This window comes from Methyloceanibacter superfactus, assembly GCF_001723305.1.
Lineage (GTDB): Bacteria > Pseudomonadota > Alphaproteobacteria > Rhizobiales > Methyloligellaceae > Methyloceanibacter > Methyloceanibacter superfactus.
In genome coordinates, this window is sequence record NZ_LPWF01000025.1 from 170,007 (window position 1) to 196,074 (window position 26,068).

Genomic DNA, 26,068 nt, shown 5'->3' on the forward strand with positions numbered 1-26,068 from the left:
CAATCGCACTATGACTCTGGGTGAGCTGATCGGGCCCGAGGCGAGGCTGCCCGCACGCTGGGCGGACCTGCCGATCGCGGGGCTCGCGGCGGACAGCCGGCAGGTCGAGCCGGGCTATCTGTTTGCCGCGCTGCCGGGCGTGAACACCGACGGCGCCCGCTTTGTCGCCGCGGCTCTCGAGCGCGGCGCGGCCGCTATTCTGACCGCGGACGGCGCCACGCTGCCGCAGACCGATGTGCCGGTGGTGACCGACACGGACCCGCGCCGGCTGCTCGCGCTGATCGCCGCGCGCTTCTACGGGCTCCAGCCAGCGACCGAAGTGGCGGTCACCGGCACCAACGGCAAGACCTCGGTCGCGTCTTCGGTGCGCCAGCTCTGGGCCGGGCAGGGGTTCCAGGCCGCGAGTCTCGGCACGGTCGGCGTGGTGACGCCAACCGGCACGCAGACCCTTCGCCACACCACCCCGGACCCGATCGAGCTGCATACACTCCTTGCCGCATTGGCGCGCGACGGCGTCACCCATCTCGCGCTCGAAGCCTCCAGTCATGGCTTGCAGCAGCGGCGCATCGACGGCGTGCACCTCGCCGCCGGCGCTTTCACCAATATCTCGCGCGACCACATGGATTATCACGCGACCTTCGAGGATTACTTCGCCCAGAAGCTGCGCCTGTTCCGCGCGTTGCTGCCGAAGGGCGCCGTTGCCGTGGTCGATGTGGACGGCGAGGGCGGCGACCGCGTTGCCGCCGAGGCGCGCGCACGCGGCCTTGACGTCATCACTGTCGGACGGGCCGGCGAGACCTTTCGGCTCCTTTCCGACGAGATCGACGGATTTGCGCAGACGCTTGTTATCGAGCATGAGGGCAAACGCCATGAGGTGCGCCTGCCCCTGGTCGGCGGGTTCCAGGCGTCCAATGCGCTCGTCGCGGCAGGCCTGTGTCTCGCCACGGGTGGCCAGGCGGACGATGTCCTGCCGCTGCTCGCCGATCTGAAAGGCGCCCGGGGCCGCCTCGATCTTGCCGGCACGGCCAAGGACGGCGCGCCGATCTTCATCGACTATGCCCATACGCCCGATGCGCTCGCCAAGGCGCTGGATGCCTTGCGGCCTTATGTGGAGAGCCGCCTGCTGGTGGTGTTCGGCTGCGGCGGCGACCGCGACAAGGGCAAGCGGCCGCAGATGGGCGCGGCGGCGGTGGAGAAGGCGGATGTTGCCATCGTCACCGACGACAACTCGCGTGGCGAGGAGCCGGCCCAGATCCGCCGTGAGATTTTGGCGGCCGCGCCCGGCGCCGCCGAGATCGGCGATCGCGGCGAAGCCATCGCGCAAGCGATTGCCATGCTAAGAAGGGGCGACGTATTGCTCGTGGCCGGCAAGGGCCATGAGACCGGTCAAACCGTCGGCACGACCGTCATCCCGTTTTCCGACCACGACGCGGTGTCCGCCGCGCTCGGCAATGAGGCGAAATTTGGCTGATCCGCTCTGGACCATTGGGGAGATCGTGGCCGCCACGGGCGGCAAGTCGCTCGGGGAGGGCAACGCGCGGGTCGGCAGCTTTTCCATCGACAGCCGCAGTCTCGAGCCGGGCCAGGGCTTCATTGCCATCCGCGGGCCCAATCGCGACGGCCACGGCTATGTGATTCCGGCGCTCGAGGGAGGTGCGGCCTGTGCTGTCGTCAATGACACCTTCCCGTCCGGCGACGAGGAGCGGCTGGTGCGGGTTGCCGACACCTTCGTCGCCTTGAACGATCTCGGCCGTGCGGGCCGTGCGCGTGTCGAGCGCGCCGTCATCATCGGCGTCACCGGCAGCGTCGGCAAGACCGGCACCAAGGAGGCGCTGCGGCTGGCGTTGAGCCCGAGCGGCACCGTGCACGCCTCGTCCAAATCCTTCAACAATCACTGGGGCGTGCCGCTCACTCTCGCCAACATGCCGCGCGCGATCGGCTTCGGCGTGTTCGAGATCGGCATGAACCACGCGGCGGAGATCGACGGCCTGACCCGTCTCGTGCGGCCCCATATCGCCATCGTCACCACGGTGGCGCCGGTGCATCTCGGCTTCTTCCGCTCCGTCGAGGCGATCGCCGACGCCAAGGCCGAGATCTTTCGTGGTCTGGAGCCGGGTGGCACGGCGATCATCAATCGCGACAATCCCCATTTCGAGCGGCTCGCAGGCCATGCAAGAGAGCATGGCGCGGCGATCGTCGGCTTCGGCGAGACCAGCGCCGAAGCCCGGCTGCTGTCGGCCGCGTTGGGCCCCGACGGCTCGACCATCCGGGCGGATATCTTGGGCGAGATCGTCGACTATCGCCTCGGCGCCCCGGGACATCATCTGGTGCTGAACTCGCTCGCCGTGCTGGCGGCGGTCAGGGTGGCGGGGGCCGATCTCAAGGCGGCCGCGGCGGCGCTCGGCGCCATCCAGGCCCAGGCCGGGCGCGGGCAGCGCCAAATCATCGAGACCAAGGGCGGTCCGGTCGCCGTGGTCGATGAATCCTATAATGCCAATCCCGCCTCCATGCGGGCGGCGCTCGCGACCCTCGGATTGACCCCGCGAGACGCCTTTTCCCGCCGTGTGGCGGTGCTTGGCGACATGCTGGAGCTCGGCGCCGAAGGCCCCAGGCTGCACCGGGAGCTCGCCGAGGCCGTTGACGGGGCCGGGGTAGATGTTGTCTTTGCCTGCGGCGAGTTGATGGGCGGGCTCTACGCGGCCCTGCCGACAAGCCGCCAGGGCGCTTACGCGGAGACGGCGGAGGCGCTCCAGTCCAAACTGGTCGACGCGGTGGGACCGGGGGACGTCATCATGGTCAAGGGGTCGCTCGGCAGCCGCATGGCCCCGCTCGTCGAGGCGCTGAAGCGCCGCTTCGAGGCGGAAAGCATGTCGGCGTAAGCGCCGCTTGAGGGGGAGAGACGGCGATGCTCTTTTGGTTGGCCGAGCTAGCGCCTGAGATCGCTGTCCTCAATATTTTCCGTTACATCACCTTCCGCACCGGCGGCGCGGTGATCACCGCGCTTTTGTTCGTGTTCCTGTTCGGGCCGCGGGTGATCCGCTCTCTTCGCGTCCGCCAGGGCAAGGGCCAGCCGATCCGCAAAGAGGGACCGGAGCGCCACATCCTGCAAAAGCAGGGCACGCCCACCATGGGCGGCCTGATGATCCTCTCCGGCGTCACTGTCTCGGTGCTGCTGTGGGGCAATCTCACCAATCCTTATGTCTGGGTCGTGCTGCTGCTCACCCTCGTCTACGGCGCGGTCGGGCTCTACGACGACTATCTCAAGGTCACGCGCCAATCGGCGGACGGCTTCCGCGGACGCATCAAGATCATCATCGAGACCGCCGCCGCCCTGGTCGCCACGGCGGTCATCGCCTCGGTCGGCGAGGAGCCGTTCTCTACCTCGCTCGCCATTCCCTTCTTCAAGGACTTTATGATTCCGCTCGGCTGGTGGCTGTTCGTCATCTTCGGAACCTTCATCATCGTCGGCGCCGGCAACGCGGTGAATCTCACAGACGGCCTCGATGGCCTGGCGATCGTCCCGGTGATGATCGCCGCCGCCACCTTCGGCTTCATCTCCTACGTCGTCGGCAACGCGCTGTTCGCCGATTATCTGCAAATCCATTTCGTCAACGGCACCGGCGAGCTCGCCATCGTCTGCGGCGCGCTGGTCGGCGCCGGCCTCGGCTTCCTGTGGTTCAACGCGCCGCCGGCCCTCATCTTCATGGGGGATACCGGCTCGCTGGCGCTTGGCGGCGCCCTCGGCACCATCGCCGTCGCCACCAAGCATGAATTGGTCTTGGCCATTGTCGGTGGCTTGTTCGTGCTGGAGGCCGTCTCGGTGATCGTCCAGGTGGCCTCCTACAAGATGTTCGGCAAGCGCGTGTTCCGCATGGCGCCGCTCCATCACCATTTCGAGCAGAAGGGCTGGCCGGAATCCACGGTGGTCATCCGATTCTGGATTATTGCCGTCGTGCTTGCTCTTGCTGGCCTCGCGACCCTGAAATTGCGCTAAGTTCCTATCATCATGATTCCCGTGACGATCTTCGCCGGCTGCGACGTTGCGGTTGTAGGCCTCGGGCTGAGCGGCCTTGCGACCGCGCGCGCGCTCGAAAGTGGCGGTGCGACTGTCGTCGTGTGGGACGACACGGACGCCGCGCGCGCCGAGGCCGCCGCCGCGGGGCTCACGGTCGCCGATCTCGCGTCCGCCGATTTCACGTCATTCGCCGCGCTGGTGCTGGCGCCGGGCATTCCCCTCACGCATCCCGAGCCCCATTGGAGCGTGGTGAAGGCGCGGGCCGCCGGCATCGAGGTCGTCGGCGACGTCGAGCTGTTCTTCCGCGCCCGGGCGAAGGCGGACACCAAGGCCAAGGTGGTCGTCATCACCGGCACCAACGGCAAGTCCACCACCACGGCGCTCACCGCGCATCTGTTGAGCGCTTCGGGCAAGCGCGTGGCGCTCGGCGGCAATATCGGCACCGCCGTGCTCGATCTCGAACCCTTCGCCGATGATCTCACTTATGTGCTGGAGCTGTCGTCCTTCCAGATCGATCTCACGCCGTCGCTCAAGCCGGACGCCGCAGCCCTCCTCAACATCACGCCCGATCATCTCGACCGTCATGGCACGCTGGCCGACTATGCGCGCATCAACGCAAGTCTTCGCGCAGCTCGGCGCGGACGGCACCGCTGTGATCGGCGTCGACGACGTTCCCTGCCGCGCCATCGCCGAGACCTTGCACGGTCCCTTCGCGTCAAGCACATCGCCGTCGGCCAGCCGGTGCAGAACGGCGTGTGGGCAGCCGACGCGGTGCTGGTCGAGATGGACGGCGGTCAAGAGGTCGCCCGCGCCGAGCTTGCAGGTATCGCCTCCTTGCGCGGCGCCCATAACTGGCAGAATGCCGCCGCCGCTTACGCAGTGGCGCGGGCGCAAGGGGTGAGCGCGGCCGAAATCCAGCAAGGTCTCAGGAGCTTCGCCGGTCTGGCGCACCGCATGGAGCAGGTGGCGCGCGCCGGTGCCGTGCTGTTTGTCAACGACTCCAAGGCGACCAATGCGGATGCCGCCGGCAAGGCGCTGGCGAGCTTCGACGACATTTATTGGATCGTGGGCGGCAAGGCCAAGGCCGGTGGGCTCGACGGGCTCGAGCCCTTCTATCCCAAGATCGCCCGTGCCTATCTCATCGGCGAGGCGGCCGGAGCTTTCGCGGCCCAGCTCGGCGACGCGGTCGATCATGTGGAGTGCGGCACGCTGGAGCGCGCCGTGGCGGAGGCCGCCGCCGACGCCGCCCGGTCGGAAAGTGCGGAGCCTGTCGTGCTTCTGTCGCCGGCATGCGCCTCTTATGATCAGTTCGCCAATTTCGCCAAGCGGGGCGATGCTTTCCGTGACATCGTCATGGGTCTCGACGGCGCCACGCGCGTGAGCCAGCAGGGCAGGGCCGCATGAGGATTACCCGCGCCGACAGGAGCGTGCTCTCCGACTGGTGGTTCACCGTCGACCGCCTGATGTTCTTCGGTCTGCTGCTGCTTATGGGCGCAGGTCTCGTGCTCTCCCTTGCGGCGAGCCCGCCGATCGCCGAGAAATACGATCTTGAGCATTTCCACTTCGTGCGGCGCCATGCGGTGCTGCTCATTCCCGCCGTCGCCATCCTGTTCGCCGCCTCCACCCTGACCCCCAAACAGATCCGGCGGACGGCCTTCGTGATCTTCCTCACCGGTATCGCCTTGATGATCCTAATTCTGTTCTTGGGGCCGGAGATCAAAGGCGCCAAGCGCTGGCTGCAATTGGGATCCTTCTCTCTCCAGCCGTCGGAGTTCGTGAAGCCGGCCTTCATCGTGCTCACCGCCTGGCTGTTCAACGAGAGTCAAAAGCGGAAGGACGTGCCGGGCCTCGAGCTCGCCATTCTCACCTATGCGGTGTTCGCGTTGCTGCTCGTGCTTCAGCCGGACTTCGGCCAGACGCTGCTTGTCACGCTCGTATGGGGCGCGCTGTTCTATATGGCCGGCATCAATATGGTGTGGATCTTGGCGCTCGCCGGCGCCGGCATCGCCGGTCTCGTCACCGCCTACTTCCTCGTGCCCCATGTCGCCTCGCGCATCGACCGCTTTCTCGATCCGGCCTCCGGCGACACCTATCAGGCCGACCGGTCCATCGACTCCTTCCTCAATGGCGGCTGGTTCGGCCGCGGTCCGGGCGAGGGAACGGTGAAGGACGTGCTGCCGGATTCCCATACCGACTTCATTTTCGCCGTGGCGGCGGAAGAGTATGGCTTGATTGCCTGCCTAATTTTGCTGACTCTGTTCGCCTTCATTGTGCTGCGTGGTCTGTCCAAGGCATCTCAGGAGCCTGACGGGTTCATCCGGCACGCGGTGGCGGGGCTCATCATGCTGTTCGGCCTGCAGACCTTGATCAACATGGCCGTGAATGTCGGCCTGCTGCCGGCCAAGGGCATGACCTTGCCATTCATTTCCTATGGCGGGTCGTCGCTGCTCGCCATGGCGCTGACGATGGGCTTTGCGCTGGGGCTGACCCGCAAGCGGCCCAGAGCGGATCACATCAAACATTCGGCACGGACCGAGCCCGAGGCGGAAGCGCCGGGCGCAAGGGGGCAGACGGCTTGAGTTCTCGGACCATTCTTCTCGCTGCCGGGGGCACCGGCGGACATCTCTTCCCGGCCGCGGCCTTGGCGCAGGAGCTGGGGCGCCGTGGCTTCGCGGTCGAGCTGGCCACGGACGAGCGCGCCGAGCAGTTCGGCAGCGATTTTCCCGCCCGCGCCGTCTACCGCGTCCCGTCGGCGACCTTCACCAGCCGCTCGCCGATGGCCGTGGCCAAGACGATCGGCCGCCTGGGCTCGGGCTTCCTCCGCGCCCGCCGGCTGCTCGAAATGGTGCAGCCGCTCGTGGTCATCGGTTTCGGCGGCTATCCCACTCTGCCGCCGATCATGGCCGCGCGCTCGCTAGGCATCCCGACCATGATCCACGAGCAGAACGCGGTGATGGGCCGCGCCAACCGCCTGCTGTCGCGTTTCGCCGATGCCGTCGCGCTCTCCTTCCAGCCGACCAAGCGCTTGCGCCGCAGCGCCGAGAAGCGCGCCCAGCTCACCGGCAATCCGGTGCGCGACGTGGTGGCCTCTTACCGCAACGTGGCCTACACGCCCCCCGAGCCTGCGGGCCGCTGCCTGTTGCTCGTGTTCGGCGGCAGCCAGGGCGCGCATTTCTTCGCCGAGGTTTTGCCGAAAGCGCTGGAGAGCATGTCGTCGCCCTTCCGCTGGCGCCTCACCGTGGTGCAGCAGGTTCGCCCCGAGGACATGGCCGAAGTGCGCGCCGCCTATAAGGAGGCGAATATCGCCGCACATTTGGCGCCATTCTTCCGCGATCTGCCCGAGCGCATCGCCAATGCGCACCTCGTCATCGCGCGTGCCGGCGCCTCGACCGTGGCCGAATTGACGGCGATCGGCCGTCCCGGGCTCCTGGTGCCCCTGCCGCATGCTCTTGACAACGACCAGCTCGAAAACGCTATTCGCCTCCAGGATGGCGGTGGCGGCTGGTGCATGCGTCAGTCGGACATCACGCCGGAACGTCTGTCCGAGGAGCTTGCCAGGCTGCTTGGCGATCCGGAGCTTCTCGCCAAGGCGGCGGCGAAGTCCAAGGCCATGGCCAGCATCGATGCGGTGAAGAAGCTCGCCGACATCGCCGAGGAACTGGCGGGACCCGAAGAGTAGGCGTCGTTATGCATTTGCCACCGCCGGAGTCGATAGGCCTGTTCCACATCGTGGGCATTGGCGGCATCGGCATGAGCGCCATCGCCGAGGTCATGCATACGCGCGGCTATCGCGTGCAAGGCAGCGACCTGAAGGAGAGCGCCAATCTCGACCGGCTGCGCAGCCACGGCATCGACTGCCTGATCGGCCACGACCCGGCCAACATCACGGACGCGGCCTATCTCGTGATCTCCAGCGCCGTGAAAGCGGGCAATCCGGAGTTCGAGGCGGCCAAGGAGCGCGGCATTCCGATCATCCGCCGCGCCGAGATGCTGGCCGAGCTGATGCGCCCTTGCGCCACCGTGTCCGTCACCGGCACCCACGGCAAGACCACGACCACCTCGCTCATCGCCGATCTTTTTTATGGCGGCGGGCTCGACCCCACCGTCATCACCGGCGGCATCATCAATGCCTGGGGCACCAACGCGCGCATCGGCAAGGGCGAGTGGATGGTGGTCGAGGCCGACGAATCCGACGGCACCTTCTTGAAGCTGCCGAGTCAGATCGGCGTCGTCACCAATATCGATCCCGAGCACATGGACTATTGGGAGACCGAGGAGGAGCTGCATCTCGCCTTCGCCCAGTTCATCGATGCCATTCCGTTCTACGGCGTCGCCGTCGCCTGCATCGATCATCCCGTGGTGCGCGAGCTCCTGGGCCGGCTCGGCGGCGCGGCCAACGGGCGCCGCACGCTGACCTATGGCGTGGCGCGCGAGGCCGACATCAAGCTGTCCAATGTGCGCCCCGACCACAACAGCATCACCTTCGATGCCGATCTCGGGCCCGCGGTCAAAGGCGGCGCGCGCAAGCTCACCGACATCATGCTGCCGACGCTCGGCCACTACAACGCGCTGAACGCGCTCGGCGCGCTCGCCGTCGCCACCGAGGCTGGCGTGAGCGATGAGTTGATCCGTTCGACCTTCGCCGCCTTCTCCGGCGTCAAGCGGCGCTTCACCCGGGTCGGCGAATGGCAGGGCGTCGCCATCTATGACGACTACGCCCATCATCCGGTGGAGATCGCCTCGGTGCTGCGCGGCGCCAGCATGGCCGGAACCGGGCGCATCATCGCGGTGGTGCAGCCTCACCGCTATTCGCGTCTGCAAGCCCTGTTCAACGAGTTCTCCGCCTGTCTCGACGACGCCGACATCGTCGTGGTGACGCCGGTCTATTCCGCCGGCGAGGCGCCGATCCCCGGCATCGACCGCGACGAGCTGGCTCGGGGCTCCCGCCGCCACGGCCATGCCAACATCCTCACCGTCGACGACGAGGACGGCTTGACCGCGACCATCGCCGACGTCGCTCAAGCCGGCGATCTCGTCGTCGGTCTCGGTGCCGGCACCATCACCGATTGGATCAACGCGCTGCCGGGCCGGCTCGAGCGGCGCGGGGGTGCCGCGTGAACGGTGCCGCCCTTCTCGAGACGCTGACCGCCGGCCTGCCGAGCCTGCGCGGGCGGCTCACGGCGGAAGCCCCGCTCAAGGACTACACCTGGTTCCGGGTGGGCGGCCCGGCGGAAGTGCTCTATTCGCCCGCCGACGAGGCGGACCTCGCTTACTTCATGAAGGAGCTGCCCGCCGGCATTCCCATCACCGTGATCGGCCTCGGCTCGAATCTTCTGGTGCGCGACGGCGGCATCGAGGGCGTGGTCATTCGCTTGGGCCGCGGCTTCGGCGACATCAAGATCGAGGAGGGCTCACGCTTGCGCGCCGGCACCGCCGTGCCCGACGTAAAGGTGGCGCGCGCCGCCGCCGACGCGGGCATTGCCGGTCTCACCTTCTATCGCGGCATTCCGGGCGGCATCGGCGGCGCGCTGCGCATGAACGGCGGCGCTCATGGCACCGAGACCTGCGAGGTGCTGGTCGAGGCCCGTGCCGTCGACCGCCAAGGCAATGTGCATGTGCTGCCGGTCGCCGATTTCCATTACGCCTATCGCCATTGCGGCGCGCCCGGCGATCTCATCTTCACCGAGGCCCTGTTCCAAGGAAGGCCCGGCGATCCGGCCAAGATCCTCGCCGAGATGGACGAGATCGCCGCCTATCGCGAGGAGGTGCAGCCGATCAAGAGCCGCACCGGCGGTTCGACCTTCAAGAACCCGCCGGGCAACAAGTCCTGGCAGCTCATCGACGCCGCCGGGTGCCGCGGTCTCAAGATCGGCGATGCGAAAGTGTCGGAGCTCCATTGCAACTTCCTCATCAATGAGGGCAATGCCACCGCCGCCGATATCGAGACGCTGGGCGAGACCGTGCGAGCGCGGGTCAAGGAGACGAGCGGCGTCGAGCTCGAATGGGAGATCAAGCGCCTCGGCAACCCCTGATCGTGCCTCTTTGAGTCTTTATGCCGCTCCCCCGTGTCATTCCCCGCGAATACGGGTAATCCAGTAACCACCGCAGAGCATGATTTGCGCCGCCAAGGCCGGGAACGGTTCGGGGCGGCTCCGGCACGACAACCAAACGACGGGGGCTTTTTCGATGAATGACACGCAAACGCACGTCGCCGTGCTGATGGGGGGTCTCTCCGCCGAGCGGGAGGTTTCGCTGAATTCCGGCGCCGCCTGCGCGAAGGCCCTGGAGGGCGAGGGCTATAGGGTCACCAGGCTCGACGTGGGCCGCGACGTGGCGGCTCGGCTCGCCGAGATCAAGCCCGATGTCTGCTTCAACGCGCTGCATGGCCGTTTCGGCGAGGATGGCTGCATCCAGGGCCTGCTCGAGACCATGGGAATCCCCTACACCCATTCCGGCGTGCTCGCCTCGGCGCTCGCCATGCACAAGGAGCGGGCCAAGGCCGTTTTGCGCGAGGCGGGCGTGCCGGTGGCCGAAAGCCGCGTGGTGAGCCGCCAGGAGGCCGCCAAGGGCCATGTCATCCCCCCGCCTTACGTGATCAAGCCGCCGGCGGAAGGCTCGTCCGTGGGCGTCTATATCGTCCGCGAGGACCAGGCTCATCCGCCCCAGGAGCTCACCTCGGCCGACTGGGCCCTGGGTGAAGAAATCATGATCGAACGGTTCATTCCTGGCCGCGAGCTGACCTGCGCGGTCATGGGCGAGGAGGCTTTGGGGGTCATCGAGATCAAGCCGGCCGAAGGGCTAGCCTTTTATGATTACGACGCAAAATACGCTCCGGGGGGCTCAATTCATGTCCTCCCGGCGCCGCTTAAACCAAATGTTTACCAATTGGTACAGAAGCTGTCGGTAGCGGCTCATAGGGCACTGGGCTGCCGTGGGGTCAGCCGTTCCGACTTCCGCTTCGACGACCGGCCAGACGGCACGGGGGAAATGATCTGCCTTGAGGTCAATACCCAGCCAGGCATGACGTCGACGTCGCTTGTGCCCGAGCTTGCAGCCTATGGCGGCCGCTCGTTCGGTGAGCTTGTCCGCTGGATCGTGGAGGACGCGTCGTGCAATCGTTAGGCCCAGCTAAGGGTCAGGCTAAGGGAAGACGGGCACAAGATGCCCTGCTCGCGCGTGGCATCGCCGCGCCGCGGGAGCCGTCCCGTGGCTTGCCTGTGCTGACCGGCACGCGCGCGCTCATCTCGCGGAGGCCCGCAGCATTCGCCTCGGCAAGGCCAGAAGCGACCGCGCGCGTGGCAAATGGCTGCTGATTTGCGTCCTTTTCCTCGGTATCTCAGTCGTCTACGGCGCCATCATCGGCGGCCAGACCGGGCGGCTGCTCGATGCGCTCAGCATGGGCGTGCAGCGCCTCGCCGTCGTCGCCGGGTTCGGCGTGGAGCGCGTCACCGTGGAAGGCCAGCGCCACGCCACCGATATGGCGATCACCACCGCGCTTGCCGCCGGTCCCGACACCATGATGCTCAGTTTCGACACCGACGCCGCCAAGGAGCGGCTGGAAGCGGTGCCGTGGATCCGCCATGCGCAAGTGATGCGCTTGCTGCCCTCGACCCTGCAAGTGGTCATCGAGGAGCGCGAGCCTTACGCCGTCTGGCAGACCAAGGGCAAAACCTTCGTGGTCGACGACCAGGGTGTGGTTCTCGCCCCGGCGCTGCCGCAAGCCTATCCGGATTTGCCGCTGGTCGTCGGCGAGGGCGCCAGCAAGAACGCCTCCGCCCTTTACGCGGCACTCGAGCCCTATGGCGAGCTGCGGGACAAGATGCTCGCGGCGCTCAGGGTCGGCGACCGGCGTTGGACCCTGAAGCTGCGCACCGGCATGGAGATCATGCTGCCCGACGACAATATCGAGGTGGCCCTGCAATCCCTCACCAAGCTGGCGCAAGAGCGCGGCGTTCTGGAGGAGGATTTCGCGGCGATCGACCTGCGCCTGCTCGACCGCATCACCGTGCGCTTCCATGAGACCGCGGCCGCCAATCAATCCGGCACGGCCGTGCCCATCGACGTGCCGACCGCGAGCACCGGCGCGACCTCCAAAGGCAAGACATAAGAAGGGGCTTGAGGGCAGGGGGATGACATACAGCACGACCATCAGGAGCAAACGTCAGCGCATCGTGACCGCGCTCGACATCGGCACGAGCAAAGTGTGCTGCCTGATCGGCAAGACCTCCGCCGCTCCCGACTGGTTCGAGGGCAAGGGCGACGCGGTGCAGTTCGAGGTGCTGGGCTTCGATCACACACGCGCGCCGAAGGCCTCAAGGCCGGCATGGTCACCCATCTCGATAGCGCCGAGCATTGCATCCGCTCCGCCGTGGACGCGGCCGAGCGCATGGCCGGCGTCACCGTCGAGGACGTGCATGTGTCCGTCACCTGCGGACGCCTCAAGAGCGACAGTTTCTCCGCAAGCGTGGCCTTGGCCTCCGGCGCGGTGCGCGACGACGACGTGCAGCGCCTGCTCGCCGGCGGCCGCCAATATGCCGCGCGCGACAAGCGCACCGTTCTGCATGCTTTGCCGACCGGCTATCGCCTCGACGAGAATAGCGGCATCAGCGAGCCGCAAGGCATGTGCGGCGAGCGTCTCTCCGTCGATCTCCATGCGGTGACCGCCGACGAGGTGGCCATGCGCAATCTGATGCTGGTCGTCGAACGCTGCCATCTCGGCGTCGCGAGCCTCGTGGCCGCGCCTATTCGAGCGCGCTGGCGGTCGTACGCCCGATGAGGCCAATCTCGGGGTTGCCTGCATCGATTTCGGCGCCGGCACCACCACGCTGTCGGTGATTGTCGACGGACATTTCATTCATGCCGACGCCATCGCGCTCGGAGGCAACGGCGTCACCACCGACATCGCCCGGACGCTCCAGCGCGCCCATGGAGCATGCCGAGCGCCTGAAGACATTGCACGGCAGCGCCTTCGCCACGCTCTCCGACGAGCGCGAGATCATCACCTACCCCTGCGTCAGCGGCATGTCTCAAGGCAGCCTGAACCAGATCACCAAGGCGCAGCTTGCTTGCATCATCCGGCCCCGGGTCGAAGAGATTCTCGATCTGATGCGCCGCCGGCTCGCGGGCAGCGGCCTGGCCGCCGAGGTCACCCAGCATTTGGTGCTGACCGGCGGCGGCAGCCAGCTCACCGGCCTGCCGGAGCTCGCTTCGAACATGTTTGGACGCCCGGCGCGGCTTGGCCGCCCGCGCGCCATGAATGGATTGCCGCCAGTGGCCGCCGCGCCGGACTTCTCCGCCGCGATCGGCCTGCTCCTGCATTGGGCGCGTGGCGACGACAAGCTCGGTGCCCGCACCGAGCAACGGTTCTTGCGTACGGGGACAGGCTACTTCGCCAAAGTTGGCGAGTGGATCATGGAGAATTTTTAAAGGCTTCGAGCCGGCGCACATGCGGGGAGCGCCAGTTAGGGAGCCGTAGCAAGGGACAATCGCAAGGATTGGAAGCCGCCATGACTATTAACCTCAGAGTTCCAGATCTGACCGAACTCAAGCCGCGCATTACCGTGTTCGGAGTGGGCGGCGCCGGCGGCAACGCCGTCAACAACATGATCGAACGCGGCCTCCAGGGCGTGGAGTTCGTCGTCGCCAACACCGACGCGCAAGCGCTCATGAGCTCGACCGCCGAGCGCCGCATTCAGATGGGCACCAACGTCACCGAAGGCTCGGGTGCCGGCTCCAAGCCGGAGATCGGCGCGGCCGCGGCCGAGGAGGCCATGGCCGACATCAAGGCGCACCTCGTCGGCTGCCACATGACCTTCATCACCGCCGGCATGGGTGGCGGCACGGGCACGGGTGCGGCGCCGGTCATCGCGCGCGCCTCCCGCGAAGAGGGCATCCTCACCGTTGGCGTCGTCACCAAGCCGTTCCAGTTCGAGGCTTCGCGGCGCTATCGCGCTGCCGAGGCCGGTATCGAGGAGCTGTCGAAATACGTCGATACGCTGCTCATCATTCCGAACCAGAATCTGTTCCGGGTCGCGAACGAGAAGACCACCTTCACCGACGCCTTCGGCATGGCCGACGACGTGTTGCGGGCCGGTGTCTCGTGCATCACCGATCTGATGGTCAAGGAAGGCTTGATCAATCTCGACTTCGCCGATGTCCGCACCATCATGGCCGGCATGGGCAAGGCGATGATGGGTACGGGCGAGTCGAGCGGCGACCGCCGCGCCATCGAGGCGGCCGAGGCGGCGATCTCCAATCCCCTGCTGGACGACGTGTCGATGAAGCGCGAGCGGCCTTCTCGTCTCCATCACCGGCGGCAGCGATCTCACCCTCTACGAGGCGACGAGGCGGCGAGCCGCGTCCGCGCCGAGGCGGACGGCGATGCCAACATCATCGTCGGCGCAACCTATGACGACGAGCTCGACGGCATCATTCGGGTCTCGGTGGTCGCCACCGGCATTGGCCTGTTGGAAGCCGAGCGTGAGGCTTCGTCCCAGACGGCGGCCGCGGCCCAGCCGGATACGGGTCGGTTGACCGAGCGCCTGGCTGGCCTTGCTGCCATGCCGCCCGCCGCGGCCCGGCCGAAGCGCCGATCGACCTCGACGAGCCGAGCATGGACCTTGCCGCCAACGACATCGTGCAGGAGCCGTCGGTCTGGCGCGCCCCGGGCAATGTCACCATCGAGAAGCGCCCGGCCCAGGCCACCGGCATCGCGCTGCCGCGCACCCCGGCTCCCGCGAGGCCGGCGGCGCCCCAGCACAACTTCCAGCCGGCCCCGCCCGCCGCCATTAAGCGGCCGGTCCGCCGCATGCCGAATGTCGAGGAGCTGCCCATCGTCGCCCAGAAGGCGATCAAGGCGCAGAACGGCGAGGCGCCCCAGGCTGGTCTTGCCGAGCAGAAGCGCAAGGTCGGCTTCCTGGAGCGGCTGGCCAATGTCGGCCGCGGCCGCAAAGACACCGAGGCGGAGATGCCGTCCAAGCTCGAGCCCGAATTCGGCCAGCGCGGAGCATCGGAGACCCCGCGGGCGGACGCCTTCCGGGCGGAGACGCCACGGGCCGAGATGCCGGCCCCCCGGAGCTTGCGGATCGATCGGCCGCGGGAGCCCATGGTCTCGGTCGCGCCGGCTCCGGCACGGCGGGAGCCTCAGCTTCAGGCCCAGCCCAGGCTGGCCCGGGCTGCGGCGACAGAACCGGCTGCGGCAGAATCATACGCGGACGACGACCTGGAGATTCCCGCGTTTCTGCGCCGCCGGGCGAACTAAGGCGTGGCCAGGCGTTAACCAAATCGCCTGGCCGATGCCTCTGCCGTCGATAAAATGGAAGCAAAATCAATGTATTAGGAGGTATTTCGGCCCGTAATACAGTGAAAGAAACCGTGATTTGTAGCCCCTAAGCCCGAAGGTTATGGTTCCTATTAGATTGATCGGCAGGACCAAAAAGGCACATCGGGGCCAGCTTATACGGTCTAGTTAAGTGCCAGGGACGCTGATCGATGGGGGGCTCGGGGTTCTCTCCGGGCTGAGTAGGGAACCAGACGACGGCGCGGGGGCCAACGGGGGCCATGAAGGGTTTTATCGGGGCACGCCAAACTACGCTTGCCAGCGAGATATCGCTGACGGGCACCGGGGTCCACGGCGGGGCACCAGTTTCCATCTCTCTTTGTCCGGCTGATGGCGATACCGGACTACGTTTCCACATTTCCAACGGCGAAGCCGACGGGATCGAGATCGCTGCGGATCAGCAGTGGGTCACCGGCGTCACGCTGTGCACCGTCCTCGGCGACGGCAACGGGGCCTCTGTCGCGACCGTTGAGCATCTGCTCGCGGCTCTGCGCGGCCTTGGGGTCGACAATGCGCTGATCGAGATCGACAGCCCGGAAGTGCCGATCATGGACGGCAGTGCCGCGCCCTTCGTCGAGGCGATTGACGAGGTCGGCCTGACCGAGCTCGACGCGCCGCGCCGCTTCCTGAAGGTTTTGAAGCCGATTTGTGTCGAGGATGGTGGCGCCGTCGGCGAGCTGACCCCGCATAACGGCTTCCGTCTGGATGTCGAGATCGGCTTCGAGACGCAGTTGATCGGCACCCAGAAGATCGAAATCGACGTGAATCCCGGCTCGTTCCGCCGGGAGCTGGCCCGGGCCCGCACCTTCGGCTTCATGAAGGACGTCGAGCGCCTGTGGGCGGCTGGTCTTGCTCTTGGCGCATCTCTCGAGAACACGGTTGCCATCGGCGACGACCGCATCATCAACCGCGAAGGCCTTCGCTTCGCCGACGAGTTCGTGCGCCACAAGGCGCTGGACGCGGTTGGCGACCTGGCGCTGGCGGGCGCGCCCATTCTCGGCGCCTACCGGTCACGCCGGGGCGGTCATCGGCTGAATGCGCTGGTGCTCAAGGCCCTGTTCGCCGATCCGGACGCTTGGACCATGGTCGAGGCCCCGCGCTACCGCGAAGTTCGCCATGCCGAGCTTAGCCATCGCCTGGCCGCGGCCAATTTCGCCGCCGACCGCAGCTAGAGCCTTTCGATTTCTACCCTGTGGGGTCTGACGGTGCCGGACGCGGAAATGCGTCCGGCCCTTTCAGTTATGCGTAGGATTACGGACTGGAGCCCGCGTGTGGGCCGCTCTGAGCAAAAAAACACCATAATCCGCTAGTTGGGTGCTAGCACTCGGCGCTAGCGTCGCCGGAAGGGCGCGATGTCTCGCGCCAGGGGCAGTTTTGAGGGGAAGCATGTCGGGACCGGGAGAGCCGCGTATCGCGCCGCGCCTATGCGCCGTGCTCGGCATGGTGCTGGCAGCCGCCATGCTCGCCGGCTGCGGGTCCATCTTCGGCAGCGACAAGGCGGAGTTGGTCAACAACGACCCGCCGAACGTGATCTACGGCCAGGCCGAGGCCATGATCAACAAGGGCGACTACGGCGAGGCCGCGCGCCAATACGAGCAAGTCGACATCAACCATCCCTATTCCCAGGAGGCGCGGCGGTCGATCGTCATGGCCTCCTACGCCTATTACAAGGCCGGCCAGTATGACGACGCCGTTTCCGCCGCCGACCGTTATTTGACGCTGCATCCGGGCACCCAGGAATCGGATCTCGCCCAGAACATCATCGGCATGTCCTATTACGACCAGGTGCTCGATCCGAAGCGCGACCAGACATATGCCCGCCGGTCGCTGGCGGCCTACGACACGCTACTGCAGCGCTATCCCAATTCGCGCTATGCGGCGGAAGCGAGCAACCGCGTGCGAATCTTGCGCGATCTCCTGGCGGCGAACGAGATGACGATTGGGCGCTATTATCTGCGCCACAACAACTACCTCGCGGCCATCAACCGCTTCCGCACCGTGGTCACCGAATATCAGACCACCGAGCAAATCGAAGAAGCCTTGATGCGCCTCACCGAGGCTTATATGGCGTTAGGTATCGTCAATGAGGCCCAGACGGCGGCTGCCGTGCTCGGCCACAACTTTCCGGACAGTAAGTGGTACAAGCACGCCTACAGTCTCCTAGGGAAGCGTGGCCTGGAGCCCCAGCAGCACGAAGGCTCGTGGATCACCCAGACCTGGAAGGGCGACGGCGGCCAAACCTGACGCGCACGCCATGCTAGCCGCTCTGTCGATCCGCGATATCGTTCTGATCGACAAGCTCGATCTGGAATTCGGCCAAGGCCTGTCCGCGCTCACCGGCGAGACCGGCGCCGGCAAATCCATCCTCCTCGATGCCTTCTCGCTGGCCATCGGCGCGCGCGGCGACGCCTCGCTCGTGCGCCGCGGCGCCGAGCAGGGCCAGGTCAGCGCCACCTTCGAGCTCAGCCCCGACCACCCGGTGCTGGCGCTGCTCGCCGAGAACGCCATCCCCACCGACGAGGGGCTGATCTTGCGGCGGGTACAGGGAATGGACGGACGGAGCCGCGCCTCAATCAACGACATGAGCGTCAGCGTGCAGCTCTTGCGGCAGGTGGGCCACGCACTGGTCGAGATCCACGGCCAGCATGACGAGCGCGCGCTTATTGACCCGAGCGGTCACCGCGACCTGGTGGACGCCTTCGGCGGCCTGAGCGGCGATGCCGCCCGGCTCGCAGGTCTCTATGAGGCCTGGCAGGAAGCGGAAGGCGAGCTGGCCCGTCACGAGGGCGAGATCGCCGCCACCCGCGCCAATGCCGACTATGTCGCCCATGCCCTGGAGGAGCTGCGGACTCTCAACCCGGAGCCCGGCGAGGAGGAGTCTTTGGCCTCCCGCCGCCAGATGATGATGAATGCCGAGAAGATCGCCGGCGAGCTGAACGAGGCCCTCGACGCGCTCACCGGGGAGGGGACCGCCGGCGCGCGCCTGGCGTCCGCCTTGCGCCGGATCGAGCGCCAGGCGGCCACGGGCGGGCCTGCGCTCGCCGCCGCCGCCGAGGCCCTGGAGCGCGTCCTGAGCGAGACCACGCCGGCCCGCGACCGGCTGGAGGAGGCGCTGGCCCAGACGGAATTCGAGCCGGGCGATCTCGAGCGAGCCGAGGAGCGGCTGTTTGCGCTCCGCGCGCTCGCCCGCAGCCACCGGGTGCAGGTGGACGATCTGGCGGCGCTGACCGAGCGGCTGGAGCGGGAGCTTGCGGCGCTGGACAAGAGCGAAAGCCGGTCGGGCGAGCTCGCCAAGGCGGCGCAGGCGGCGCGCGCGGCCTATGAGACCGCCGCAAGCGCTTTGAGTAAGGCTAGGGCAAAAGCCGCCAAGCGCCTCGACACCGAGGTGGCGGCGGAACTTGCGCCGCTGAAGCTCGAAAAGGCGCGCTTCGTCACCCATATCGAGACCGTGGACTTGGCCGAGGGCGGCCCGAGCGGCATCGACCGCGTCGCCTTCTGGGTCGCCACCAATCCCGCACCGAGCCCGGGCCCGATGATGAAGGTCGCTTCCGGCGGCGAGCTGGCGCGCTTCATCCTGGCGTTGAAAGTCGTGCTTGCCGCGCGCGGCTCGGCGCCGACCCTGATTTTCGACGAGGCGGATTCCGGCGTCGGCGGCGCCACGGCCTCGGCCATCGGCGAGCGCCTGGCGGGGCTCGCCTCGAAGGTTCAGGTGCTGGCGGTGACCCACGCGCCGCAAGTGGCGGCCCTCGCCGACGGCCATCTGATGATCGCCAAGGAGGCGATGCACGGCCCCGCGGGCGAGACCATGGCGACCCGCGTCGTGGTGCTCGAGGGCCCGCACCGCCGCGAGGAGATCGCCCGCATGCTGGCGGGCCAGACCATTACCGACGAGGCCCGCGCCGCGGCCGACAAGCTGATGAGCCGGTCCGCGTAAGATTCTGAAATCATGAGCAAGATAAAGAGCAAGAAGGAAGAGGCGCCGCTCGCGGGGAAACCGGTTGCCGGTCTCGACGCCACGGAAGCCGCGGCCGAGCTCGCGCGCCTCGCTGCCGAGATCGCCCATCACGATTCGCTCTACTACCAGAAGGACGCCCCCGAGGTCTCCGACGCCGCCTACGACGCGCTGCGCAAGCGCAACGAGGCGATCGAGGCGCGCTTTCCCGATCTCGTGCGCGCCGACAGCCCGTCGTTGAAGGTGGGTGCCGCCCCCGTCGAGGCCTTCGGCAAGGTCGTCCACCGCGTGCCCATGCTGTCACTCGGCAATGTGTTCGACGAGGAGGGGGTGCGCGACTTCCTCGACCGCATCCGCCGCTTTTTGGGCCTCGATCAGGACGCGGAGCTCGCCTTCACCGCCGAGCCCAAGATCGACGGCCTGTCCATCACGCTCCGCTATGAGGGCGGGCGGCTCGTCCAAGCAGCGACCCGGGGCGACGGCTATGAGGGCGAGAACGTCACCGCCAATGTCCGCACCATCGCCGACATCCCGCACGAGATCGCGGCAAAAGACTTCCCCGATCCCTTCGAGGTGCGCGGCGAGATCTATATGAGCCGCAGCGCCTTCCAGAAGCTCAACGACGCGCAAGCCGCGCGCGGCGACCGCCTGTTCGCCAATCCGCGCAACGCCGCCGCCGGCTCTCTCCGTCAGCTCGATCCCACCATCACGGCCTCGCGGCCCTTGGCCTTCTTTGCCTATGGCTGGGGCGAGGCGCCCGCGCCGCCGGCCGACACCCAATGGGGCGCCTACCGCGCCATGAAGAAATGGGGCTTCCCCCTGAACCCGCTCGCCGAGCGCACGACCTCGGTCGAGGACATGCTCAAGACCTATCGCGACATCGAGAGCGATCGCGCCAGCCTCGACTACGACATCGACGGCATCGTCTACAAGCTCGACCGCCTCGATCTCCAGGAGCGGCTCGGTTTCGTCTCGCGCTCGCCGCGCTTCGCCATCGCCCATAAGTTCCCCGCCGAGCAGGCGACCACGGTCCTCAACGATATCGAGATCCAGGTGGGCCGCACCGGCGCGCTGACGCCCGTGGCCAAGCTCGAGCCGGTCACCGTCGGCGGCGTCGTGGTGCAGAACGCCACGCTGCATAACGAGGACTATATCGCCGGCATCGGCGCAACGGCGAGAGCTTGCGCGAGGGCCGCGATATCCGCATCGGCGACACGGTCATCGTGCAGCGGGCCGGCGACGTCATCCCGCAAGTGCTCGACGTGGGTCTTAGACAAGCGCCCTAAGGAGTCGAAACGATTCAAGTTTCCGACCCATTGCCCGTCCTGCGGCAGCCTGGCGGTGCGCGAGGTGGACGAGAAGACGGGCAAGCGCGACGTGGTGTGCCGCTGCACCGGCGGGCTCATCTGTCCGGCGCAGCGGGTTGAGCGGCTCAAGCATTTCGTCTCGCGCAACGCCTTCGACATCGAGGGACTCGGCGAGAAGCGCATCCAGGAGCTGTATGACGACAACATCATCAAATCGCCGCCGGACATCTTCACGCTGGAAGAGAAGGACAAGGAGAAGGACCCGGACGAGCAGTTGGCCAAGCGGGAAGGCTGGGGCGCGCTCTCGGCACAGAAGCTGTTCGCGGCCATCCAGGCGCGCCGCGCCGTCAAGCTCGACCGCTTCATCTATGCGCTCGGCATCCGCCATGTGGGCGAGATCACCGGGCGGCTCCTCGCCCGCCGCTACGGCACGGCGGAGACTTTCGTGAAGGCCATGCGCGCGGCCGCCGACGACCGCTCCGGCGAGGCCTTCGCCGAGCTCGACAATATCGAGGGGATCGGTCCGGCCGTGGCCGTGGCCATCGCCGACTTCTTCGCCGAACCGCACAATGTCACCGTGGTTGACGAGCTGCTGAAGAAGGTGAAACCCCAAGAGCTGGAGGCGGTCGATCATGCCTCGCCGGTTTCCGGCAAGACGGTGGTGTTCACCGGCACGCTCGAACGCATGACCCGCTCGGAGGCCAAGGCCCGCGCCGAGCGCCTCGGCGCCAAGGTGGCGGGCTCCGTGTCCAAGAACACCGACTATGTGGTGGCGGGACCGGGCGCCGGCTCCAAGCTGAAAAACGCCAAGGACTTAGGGGTGAACGTCCTCACCGAGGACGAATGGCTGGCGCTGATCGAGTAAGCCTCACCCGTAGCGCAGCTTCATGGTGATGATCGACAGCGCCAGCGCCAGCGTGATGGCGTTGGCGACGATCATCGGCCAGTTCCAAATCATAAAGCCGAACAAGAGCCAGAAGGCGACGCCGGTGGCGAAGGCCACATACATCTGGAGCGAGATGGCGCGCGTCTCCTTGAAGCGGATGATGTGGATCGCCTGGGGCACGAAGGCCACCGTGGTCAACGTCGCCGCGATGGCCGACACGAAGACTTCCATGACGGCCTCCTTTCGCGGCTTTCAGCGCCGCTAGCCAATCGGCGCGGTGGCGTGGCGTAGCCAGGGCCGGTCGTCGCTGACGAGCAGTGGCTCGATCTCGCGGCGCACCCGCGCATGATAGGCGTTGAGCCAGGCGCGTTCGGCCCGGTCGAGCTGCTTCGGGTCGATGAGCCGCCGGTCGAACGGCACCAGCGTCAGCGTCTCGAAGCCCATCATCTCCCGGTCGCCGCCTTCGACGTTCTCGGGCCGCGTCACCAGGATCAGATTCTCCAGCCGGATGCCATATTTGCCTTCGCGGTAATAGCCGGGCTCGTTGGACAGGATCATGCCGGGCTTGAGCTCCACGGTGCCGAGCCGCGACAGGCGCTGCGGGCCCTCATGCACCGACAGATAGCTGCCGACGCCGTGACCGGTGCCGTGATCGTAGTCGAGGCCGGCCTCCCACAGCGGGCGCCGTGCGTAAGGATCGAGATCCTGGCCGCGCGTGCCCTTGGGAAAACGTGCCGAGGCAATGGCGATATGAGCCTTCAGCACGATGCCATAATGACGCTTCATCTCAGGCGTCGGCTTGCCGATGGCAAGGGTGCGGGTGATGTCGGTGGTGCCGTCCGCATACTGACCACCGGAATCGATGAGATAGAGCGAGCCCTTGTCGAGGACGCGCTTCGCCGCGTTGGTCGGCCGGTAATGGACCACGGCCCCGTGCGGTCCCGAGGCCGAGATGGTGTCGAAGCTGATATCCTTGAGCTGGCCGGTCTCGCGGCGGAAATCCTCGAGCCGCATCGCCGCCGACACTTCGTCCACCTTGCCGGACTCGCCCACCTCGTCGAGCCAGGCGAGGAAGCGCGCCATGGCCACGGCGTCCGCGCATATGAGCGGCGCGGCGCCCTTGATCTCGGCCTGGTTCTTGATGGCCTTGGGCAGAGTGCAGGGATCGTCGCCGGCGACGAACTTGGCGCCCTCGGCCTCGAGCACGCGGGCGAAGCGCATCGCCGCCGATTCGGGGTCGAGCCGCACCTTCGCCTTCTCGGCGGCAAGCGCTTTCAACGCCGCGTCGAGCTCGTCCGGCTTGGCGATATCGGCGAAAGGTTTCAGCGCATTGCGGATCGTATCGCCAGTCTTGGCTTGATCCACGAAGAGCGTCGGGCGGCCGGTCGCGGGCACGACGGCGAAGGCCAGCGCCACCGGCGTGTGCTTGATGTCGCCGCCGCGAATATTGAACAGCCAGCAGATGGAATCCGGCGCGGTGAGCAGCACGGCGTCCTGCTTGTCCTTCGCCAGCGTGGCCTGCACGTCGGCGATCTTCTCGGCCACGCTCTTGCCGGCGAACTCGGCCGGGTGCGGATAGACCGGCGCGGCGGACGGCTTCGGCCGCTCCGAGCCCCAAAGCCCGTCGATGGGATTGTCCGGCACCGGCGCGAGCTTGATGCCGGCGGCGGCGAGCGTCTTGGTAAGGCGCTCGATCTCCTTGATCGTGTGCAGCGCCGGGTCGTAGCCCACCGTGTTGCCGCGGACCAGCGTCTCGCGCAGCCAGGTCGACGGCTTGGCTTCGGGCACCTGCAGCACCTCGAAGACATGGCTGTCGACCTGCTTCTTGGCTTGCAGCGTGTAGCGGCCGTCGACGAACAGGGCCGAGCCCTTGTCGGTGACGATGGCGACGCCGGCCGAGCCGGTGAAGCCGGTGAGCCAAGCAAGCCGCTCCTCGCACGGGGGCAGGAACTCGTTCTGGTGCTGATCGCTATGGGGAACGAGGAAGCCTTTGAGCCGCCGCGTCTTCAGTTCCCGCAACACTGCCTTGACCCGGTCGCCGCTGGCCGCCGGGGCGCTGGCCTCTTCGAAACTCTGATACATGCCGGCTGTTGTATGCCGAAGCGTTGGCCCCGATCAATCGCGCAAAATGCTTGCGCTGCGACGACCTAGCACCAGCGTCGCCCATCCATCGAGAATGATTCGCTTTTCCAGGGTGAAGCCAAGGCCGCAATAACGCGCCTCGATGGCCCGGCCTTGCGCCGCGGTCAGTCCTGACAGGATGGCGAGTCCGCCGGGCAGGAGGCTCTTGGCCATGGCCGGCGCCAGGCCGGAGAGGGGCCGCGCCAGGATATTGGCGAGGATCAGGTCGGGCCTGATCCGGCGTAGCGCCGGGTGCGCGAAGCCTTCGGCCACGACCGCGTGCACCTGCTGCGCCACGCCCGCTTTGCGGGCATTGTCGGCGGCGATGGCCACGGCCACCGGATCGTTGTCGGTCGCCACCACGGGCCGGTCGAAGGCGCGCGCCGCGGCGATGGCGAGCACGCCGCTCCCCGTGCCGAGATCGAGCACCAGATCGGGGCGGCCGCGCTTGGCCAATTCGTCGAGCGCCAGCAGACAGCCGCGCGTGCTCGCATGATGGGCGGTGCCGAAAGCGTTGGAGGCGTCGATCTCGATGGTGAAGCGGCTTGGCGGAATAGTGTCGCGGTCGTGGCTGCCATGGATGACGAAGCGTCCCGCGCGCACCGGCCCGCGCTGACCTTGCGACAGGGTCACCCAATCTTGGTTGGCCATCTCCTCGATGGTGAGCGGCGTCACGGCATCGCCGTCGGCCGCTTTGCCGATCAGCGCGGCGAGTGTGCCTTCCGCCGGCATCTCCCCGTAGAGCGCGGACACCTCATACTGCCCGTTGCCGAGATCGAAATAGCTGACGGAGAGCGCGGGCATCTCCTCCGCCTCGTCCAGCGCGCGGGCGATGCGGCCGGCCGTGTCGGGCGCCGCCTCGACGGTCGCCCGAAAGGTGGATCCTGTTTGGGAATCGGTCTCCATGGCGCCGGGAGCTTAGGGGAGGCGACTTGCTCCGCCAAGGAAACGTGGAGAAGGAACCGCTCTCAAGGCCGTTACGGAATGTCGTCCGGCTTGTCCCACGTCCAGTTGAGGTCCTTGGTCTCGAAGCGCACGGCGTTCTCCGGCGTGCCTTCGCCGAAGAAATCGAGCGCGCGCCCCTTTTTGTCGTAGAAGACCACCTCGCCGTCGATCGAGAGCGTCCGTTTGCCGACCTGGCATTCGTAGGGTACCGAGCGCGCGCCGACGAGATGGACGAAGTGATTGCCGAAGCGCGAGCCGAAGCACGACACCTTGTCGGCTTTCAGGGTCTTTGACTTCAGCTCCGCCTTGACCTCGGCGATGAACGTCCCATTGGCCCTGAACTCTTGCATGATGTCGGCGAGCGTCAGCGATCCGCCGGCCCGTGCGCCGCTCAAGGCGAGGGACGCTGCGACCAGCGCGGACACGAAAAGTCCGAATGCTTTCAAAGGCGGCATCGGGGCCCCCTGCACCTTGGAATTTCACCTGACCGGAGTAGAGGGCACGCGGCGGCGCGGCGTCATTGATTCAACGCAAGCGGGCCACGACTCTTCGGCGCTAAGACCGTGCGGCGCGGCTCCGCTCGTGTTCGTGTCTATTGCAGCGTCGCTTCGTCCTGAGCGCCGATCGCAGCCGGCTTGCCAAAGCAGACTTGCGTGACGGCCTCTCGGACGCACGGAGCCCCGGCCGGCGCGCCGCAGATCGCCGCAAGCTTGGCCTCGGCGACGCACGTCCCCTCGGGGCTGCGCCAGCCCGGGCCGCCTTTGCAGCCGCAGCCCTTACAACTGCAGCCGTCCTGGCTGTATGCCGTGGCGATGGACAGCAAGGCGAAAGACAGAGTGAAGACCATGAAAAGACTGACGAAACTGACACGCATGACCAATCCCCCTCGATTGACGCTAGAACAAACCAGGATCAATGTACACTATTTGTTCCGGCTTGGGAAGGGGGTCGTCGCGGTTCGTGCGGCTTAAACCGCTGCGAGAGCCTCGACCGCCGCCCAGAGTTCGTCGACTTCGGGGTCTGTGACGCCGAGCGCGGCGAGATGCGCCCGCACCCCCTTGATGTAGTCGTAGCTCGAGCCGGCAATGCCCGCCGCCGCCAGGATCATCGCGGCGCGTTCCGCCAAAGGCAGTCCCGCCTCGATCAGCCTTGGGCCGTCATAGATGTAGGTGAGCGCTGAGACTTCGGTTGTGTCGGGCAGGCGCAAAGACACCTCCGTCGCCGCGCAGGTCTCCCGATGGCTGAGATAGGCTTCGATGTCGGTCCGCGCCGCGTCGTCGAATTCGAACGCCACGCCGCGGCAACTTACGGACGGCGTGCCGTGCCGCACGAGATTGAGGGTGAGGCCGGGCCGGTCATGGGTGCCCCAGCGCTCCAGCGATTTCTTGTTGAAGACGCGGGCATGGCCGTCGAGATCGGCGGGGGTGCGGGTGCGGCAGCCATAGGCGTCCTCCCAGCCGTCCCACATCAGAGAGCCATATCCGAAGAGCCACATCGGCGGTCA

The 26,068-nt window shown here is 66.9% G+C and carries 23 protein-coding genes and 1 pseudogene; 18 read left to right on the top strand and 6 right to left on the bottom strand.

Features of this window, described 5'->3' with window-relative positions; translation table 11 throughout:
- Positions 1 to 10 precede the first annotated feature (10 nt).
- From AUC69_RS08735 to ligA, 18 genes and pseudogenes are all read left to right on the top strand, one after another.
- The gene (locus AUC69_RS08735) at positions 11 to 1,471 is read left to right on the top strand and encodes a UDP-N-acetylmuramoyl-L-alanyl-D-glutamate--2,6-diaminopimelate ligase (RefSeq protein ID WP_069441808.1); all 1,461 of its coding nucleotides are present in this window, start codon (positions 11 to 13) and stop codon (positions 1,469 to 1,471) included.
- Positions 1,464 to 2,879 carry a UDP-N-acetylmuramoylalanyl-D-glutamyl-2,6-diaminopimelate--D-alanyl-D-alanine ligase gene (locus tag AUC69_RS08740; protein WP_244500174.1) on the top strand — a complete coding sequence of 472 codons (1,416 nt, stop codon included), beginning with the start codon at positions 1,464 to 1,466 and terminating at the stop codon, positions 2,877 to 2,879. The genes AUC69_RS08735 and AUC69_RS08740 overlap by 8 nt, the downstream gene beginning before the upstream one ends.
- Before the next feature lie 26 nt (positions 2,880 to 2,905).
- Positions 2,906 to 3,994, top strand: coding sequence for a phospho-N-acetylmuramoyl-pentapeptide-transferase (gene mraY / locus AUC69_RS08745; protein ID WP_069441810.1), 1,089 nt, complete (start codon positions 2,906 to 2,908; stop codon positions 3,992 to 3,994).
- A 12-nt stretch (positions 3,995 to 4,006) separates the two neighbouring features.
- Entirely contained in the window at positions 4,007 to 5,419 is a 1,413-nt protein-coding gene (gene murD / locus AUC69_RS08750) for a UDP-N-acetylmuramoyl-L-alanine--D-glutamate ligase (RefSeq protein ID WP_069441811.1), read from the top strand.
- Positions 5,416 to 6,594 carry a putative lipid II flippase FtsW gene (gene ftsW / locus AUC69_RS08755; protein WP_069441812.1) on the top strand — a complete coding sequence of 393 codons (1,179 nt, stop codon included), beginning with the start codon at positions 5,416 to 5,418 and terminating at the stop codon, positions 6,592 to 6,594. Before murD ends, ftsW begins: the two co-directional genes overlap by 4 nt.
- Positions 6,591 to 7,694: an undecaprenyldiphospho-muramoylpentapeptide beta-N-acetylglucosaminyltransferase gene (gene murG / locus AUC69_RS08760; protein ID WP_069441813.1), complete on the top strand. Its 1,104-nt coding sequence runs from the start codon at positions 6,591 to 6,593 to the stop codon at positions 7,692 to 7,694. Before ftsW ends, murG begins: the two co-directional genes overlap by 4 nt.
- A 14-nt stretch (positions 7,695 to 7,708) precedes the next feature.
- Entirely contained in the window at positions 7,709 to 9,133 is a 1,425-nt protein-coding gene (gene murC, locus AUC69_RS08765) for a UDP-N-acetylmuramate--L-alanine ligase (RefSeq protein WP_483127766.1), read from the top strand.
- Positions 9,130 to 10,047: a UDP-N-acetylmuramate dehydrogenase gene (gene murB / locus AUC69_RS08770; protein ID WP_069441815.1), complete on the top strand. Its 918-nt coding sequence runs from the start codon at positions 9,130 to 9,132 to the stop codon at positions 10,045 to 10,047. Before murC ends, murB begins: the two co-directional genes overlap by 4 nt.
- 154 nt (positions 10,048 to 10,201) lie before the next feature.
- Positions 10,202 to 11,137, top strand: a complete 936-nt coding sequence (locus tag AUC69_RS08775) for a D-alanine--D-alanine ligase (protein WP_069441816.1) — start codon at positions 10,202 to 10,204, stop codon at positions 11,135 to 11,137.
- 274 nt (positions 11,138 to 11,411) lie between these two features.
- Complete coding sequence (locus AUC69_RS08780) at positions 11,412 to 12,122, top strand: cell division protein FtsQ/DivIB (protein ID WP_069441817.1); 711 nt, start codon at positions 11,412 to 11,414, stop codon at positions 12,120 to 12,122.
- 216 nt (positions 12,123 to 12,338) lie between these two features.
- Complete coding sequence (locus AUC69_RS17945; RefSeq protein WP_204377300.1) at positions 12,339 to 12,791, top strand: cell division protein FtsA; 453 nt, start codon at positions 12,339 to 12,341, stop codon at positions 12,789 to 12,791.
- Positions 12,792 to 12,940: 149 nt separating this feature from the next.
- Positions 12,941 to 13,441 carry a cell division FtsA domain-containing protein gene (locus AUC69_RS17955; RefSeq protein WP_204377302.1) on the top strand — a complete coding sequence of 167 codons (501 nt, stop codon included), beginning with the start codon at positions 12,941 to 12,943 and terminating at the stop codon, positions 13,439 to 13,441.
- Positions 13,333 to 14,445: pseudogene (gene ftsZ / locus AUC69_RS19705) on the top strand (cell division protein FtsZ); the annotation flags it as partial. The gene AUC69_RS17955 and the pseudogene ftsZ, both read left to right, overlap by 109 nt.
- A 182-nt stretch (positions 14,446 to 14,627) precedes the next feature.
- Positions 14,628 to 15,275, top strand: a complete 648-nt coding sequence (locus AUC69_RS19360; protein ID WP_342018560.1) for a hypothetical protein — start codon at positions 14,628 to 14,630, stop codon at positions 15,273 to 15,275.
- A 299-nt stretch (positions 15,276 to 15,574) separates the two neighbouring features.
- Positions 15,575 to 16,525: a UDP-3-O-acyl-N-acetylglucosamine deacetylase gene (gene lpxC / locus AUC69_RS08795; RefSeq protein ID WP_069441818.1), complete on the top strand. Its 951-nt coding sequence runs from the start codon at positions 15,575 to 15,577 to the stop codon at positions 16,523 to 16,525.
- A 214-nt stretch (positions 16,526 to 16,739) separates the two neighbouring features.
- Positions 16,740 to 17,597, top strand: coding sequence for an outer membrane protein assembly factor BamD (locus AUC69_RS08800; protein ID WP_069441819.1), 858 nt, complete (start codon positions 16,740 to 16,742; stop codon positions 17,595 to 17,597).
- 10 nt (positions 17,598 to 17,607) lie between these two features.
- Positions 17,608 to 19,287, top strand: a complete 1,680-nt coding sequence (recN, locus tag AUC69_RS08805; RefSeq protein WP_069441820.1) for a DNA repair protein RecN — start codon at positions 17,608 to 17,610, stop codon at positions 19,285 to 19,287.
- 12 nt (positions 19,288 to 19,299) lie between these two features.
- The gene (ligA, locus tag AUC69_RS08810) at positions 19,300 to 21,477 is read left to right on the top strand and encodes an NAD-dependent DNA ligase LigA (RefSeq protein ID WP_244500175.1); all 2,178 of its coding nucleotides are present in this window, start codon (positions 19,300 to 19,302) and stop codon (positions 21,475 to 21,477) included.
- A 3-nt stretch (positions 21,478 to 21,480) separates the two neighbouring features.
- Here ligA and AUC69_RS08815 read toward each other — a convergent pair whose 3' ends face one another.
- The 6 genes from AUC69_RS08815 to AUC69_RS08840 form a co-directional block, all read right to left on the bottom strand.
- Complete coding sequence (locus AUC69_RS08815; RefSeq protein WP_069441821.1) at positions 21,481 to 21,729, bottom strand: SemiSWEET transporter; 249 nt, start codon at positions 21,727 to 21,729, stop codon at positions 21,481 to 21,483.
- Between the two features lie 30 nt (positions 21,730 to 21,759).
- Positions 21,760 to 23,580 carry an aminopeptidase P family protein gene (locus AUC69_RS08820; protein WP_069441822.1) on the bottom strand — a complete coding sequence of 607 codons (1,821 nt, stop codon included), beginning with the start codon at positions 23,578 to 23,580 and terminating at the stop codon, positions 21,760 to 21,762.
- 33 nt (positions 23,581 to 23,613) lie between these two features.
- Positions 23,614 to 24,525, bottom strand: coding sequence for a 50S ribosomal protein L11 methyltransferase (locus tag AUC69_RS08825; protein ID WP_069441823.1), 912 nt, complete (start codon positions 24,523 to 24,525; stop codon positions 23,614 to 23,616).
- Between the two features lie 71 nt (positions 24,526 to 24,596).
- The gene (locus tag AUC69_RS08830) at positions 24,597 to 25,019 is read right to left on the bottom strand and encodes a hypothetical protein (RefSeq protein WP_069441824.1); all 423 of its coding nucleotides are present in this window, start codon (positions 25,017 to 25,019) and stop codon (positions 24,597 to 24,599) included.
- A gap of 137 nt (positions 25,020 to 25,156) precedes the next feature.
- Positions 25,157 to 25,438: a hypothetical protein gene (locus tag AUC69_RS08835; RefSeq protein ID WP_141700697.1), complete on the bottom strand. Its 282-nt coding sequence runs from the start codon at positions 25,436 to 25,438 to the stop codon at positions 25,157 to 25,159.
- Positions 25,439 to 25,531: 93 nt separating this feature from the next.
- Positions 25,532 to 26,059, bottom strand: coding sequence for a gamma-glutamylcyclotransferase (locus tag AUC69_RS08840; RefSeq protein ID WP_069441826.1), 528 nt, complete (start codon positions 26,057 to 26,059; stop codon positions 25,532 to 25,534).
- Positions 26,060 to 26,068: the final 9 nt, after the last annotated feature.

Excerpts from the sequence above, each read along its gene's own strand:
- AUC69_RS08735 (WP_069441808.1), top strand. The coding sequence starts at position 11 with ATGACTCTGGGTGAGCTGATCGGGCCCGAGGCGAGGCTGCCCGCACGC.
- mraY (WP_069441810.1), top strand. The coding sequence starts at position 2,906 with ATGCTCTTTTGGTTGGCCGAGCTAGCGCCTGAGATCGCTGTCCTCAAT.
- murD (WP_069441811.1), top strand. The coding sequence starts at position 4,007 with ATGATTCCCGTGACGATCTTCGCCGGCTGCGACGTTGCGGTTGTAGGC.
- ftsW (WP_069441812.1), top strand. The coding sequence starts at position 5,416 with ATGAGGATTACCCGCGCCGACAGGAGCGTGCTCTCCGACTGGTGGTTC.
- AUC69_RS08775 (WP_069441816.1), top strand. The coding sequence starts at position 10,202 with ATGAATGACACGCAAACGCACGTCGCCGTGCTGATGGGGGGTCTCTCC.
- AUC69_RS08780 (WP_069441817.1), top strand. The coding sequence starts at position 11,412 with ATGGGCGTGCAGCGCCTCGCCGTCGTCGCCGGGTTCGGCGTGGAGCGC.
- AUC69_RS17945 (WP_204377300.1), top strand. The coding sequence starts at position 12,339 with ATGGTCACCCATCTCGATAGCGCCGAGCATTGCATCCGCTCCGCCGTG.
- AUC69_RS17955 (WP_204377302.1), top strand. The coding sequence starts at position 12,941 with ATGGAGCATGCCGAGCGCCTGAAGACATTGCACGGCAGCGCCTTCGCC.
- AUC69_RS19360 (WP_342018560.1), top strand. The coding sequence starts at position 14,628 with ATGGACCTTGCCGCCAACGACATCGTGCAGGAGCCGTCGGTCTGGCGC.
- lpxC (WP_069441818.1), top strand. The coding sequence starts at position 15,575 with ATGAAGGGTTTTATCGGGGCACGCCAAACTACGCTTGCCAGCGAGATA.
- AUC69_RS08800 (WP_069441819.1), top strand. The coding sequence starts at position 16,740 with ATGTCGGGACCGGGAGAGCCGCGTATCGCGCCGCGCCTATGCGCCGTG.
- recN (WP_069441820.1), top strand. The coding sequence starts at position 17,608 with ATGCTAGCCGCTCTGTCGATCCGCGATATCGTTCTGATCGACAAGCTC.
- ligA (WP_244500175.1), top strand. The coding sequence starts at position 19,300 with ATGAGCAAGATAAAGAGCAAGAAGGAAGAGGCGCCGCTCGCGGGGAAA.
- AUC69_RS08815 (WP_069441821.1), bottom strand. The coding sequence starts at position 21,729 with ATGGAAGTCTTCGTGTCGGCCATCGCGGCGACGTTGACCACGGTGGCC.
- AUC69_RS08820 (WP_069441822.1), bottom strand. The coding sequence starts at position 23,580 with ATGTATCAGAGTTTCGAAGAGGCCAGCGCCCCGGCGGCCAGCGGCGAC.
- AUC69_RS08825 (WP_069441823.1), bottom strand. The coding sequence starts at position 24,525 with ATGGAGACCGATTCCCAAACAGGATCCACCTTTCGGGCGACCGTCGAG.
- AUC69_RS08830 (WP_069441824.1), bottom strand. The coding sequence starts at position 25,019 with ATGCCGCCTTTGAAAGCATTCGGACTTTTCGTGTCCGCGCTGGTCGCA.
- AUC69_RS08835 (WP_141700697.1), bottom strand. The coding sequence starts at position 25,438 with ATGCGTGTCAGTTTCGTCAGTCTTTTCATGGTCTTCACTCTGTCTTTC.
- AUC69_RS08840 (WP_069441826.1), bottom strand. The coding sequence starts at position 26,059 with ATGTGGCTCTTCGGATATGGCTCTCTGATGTGGGACGGCTGGGAGGAC.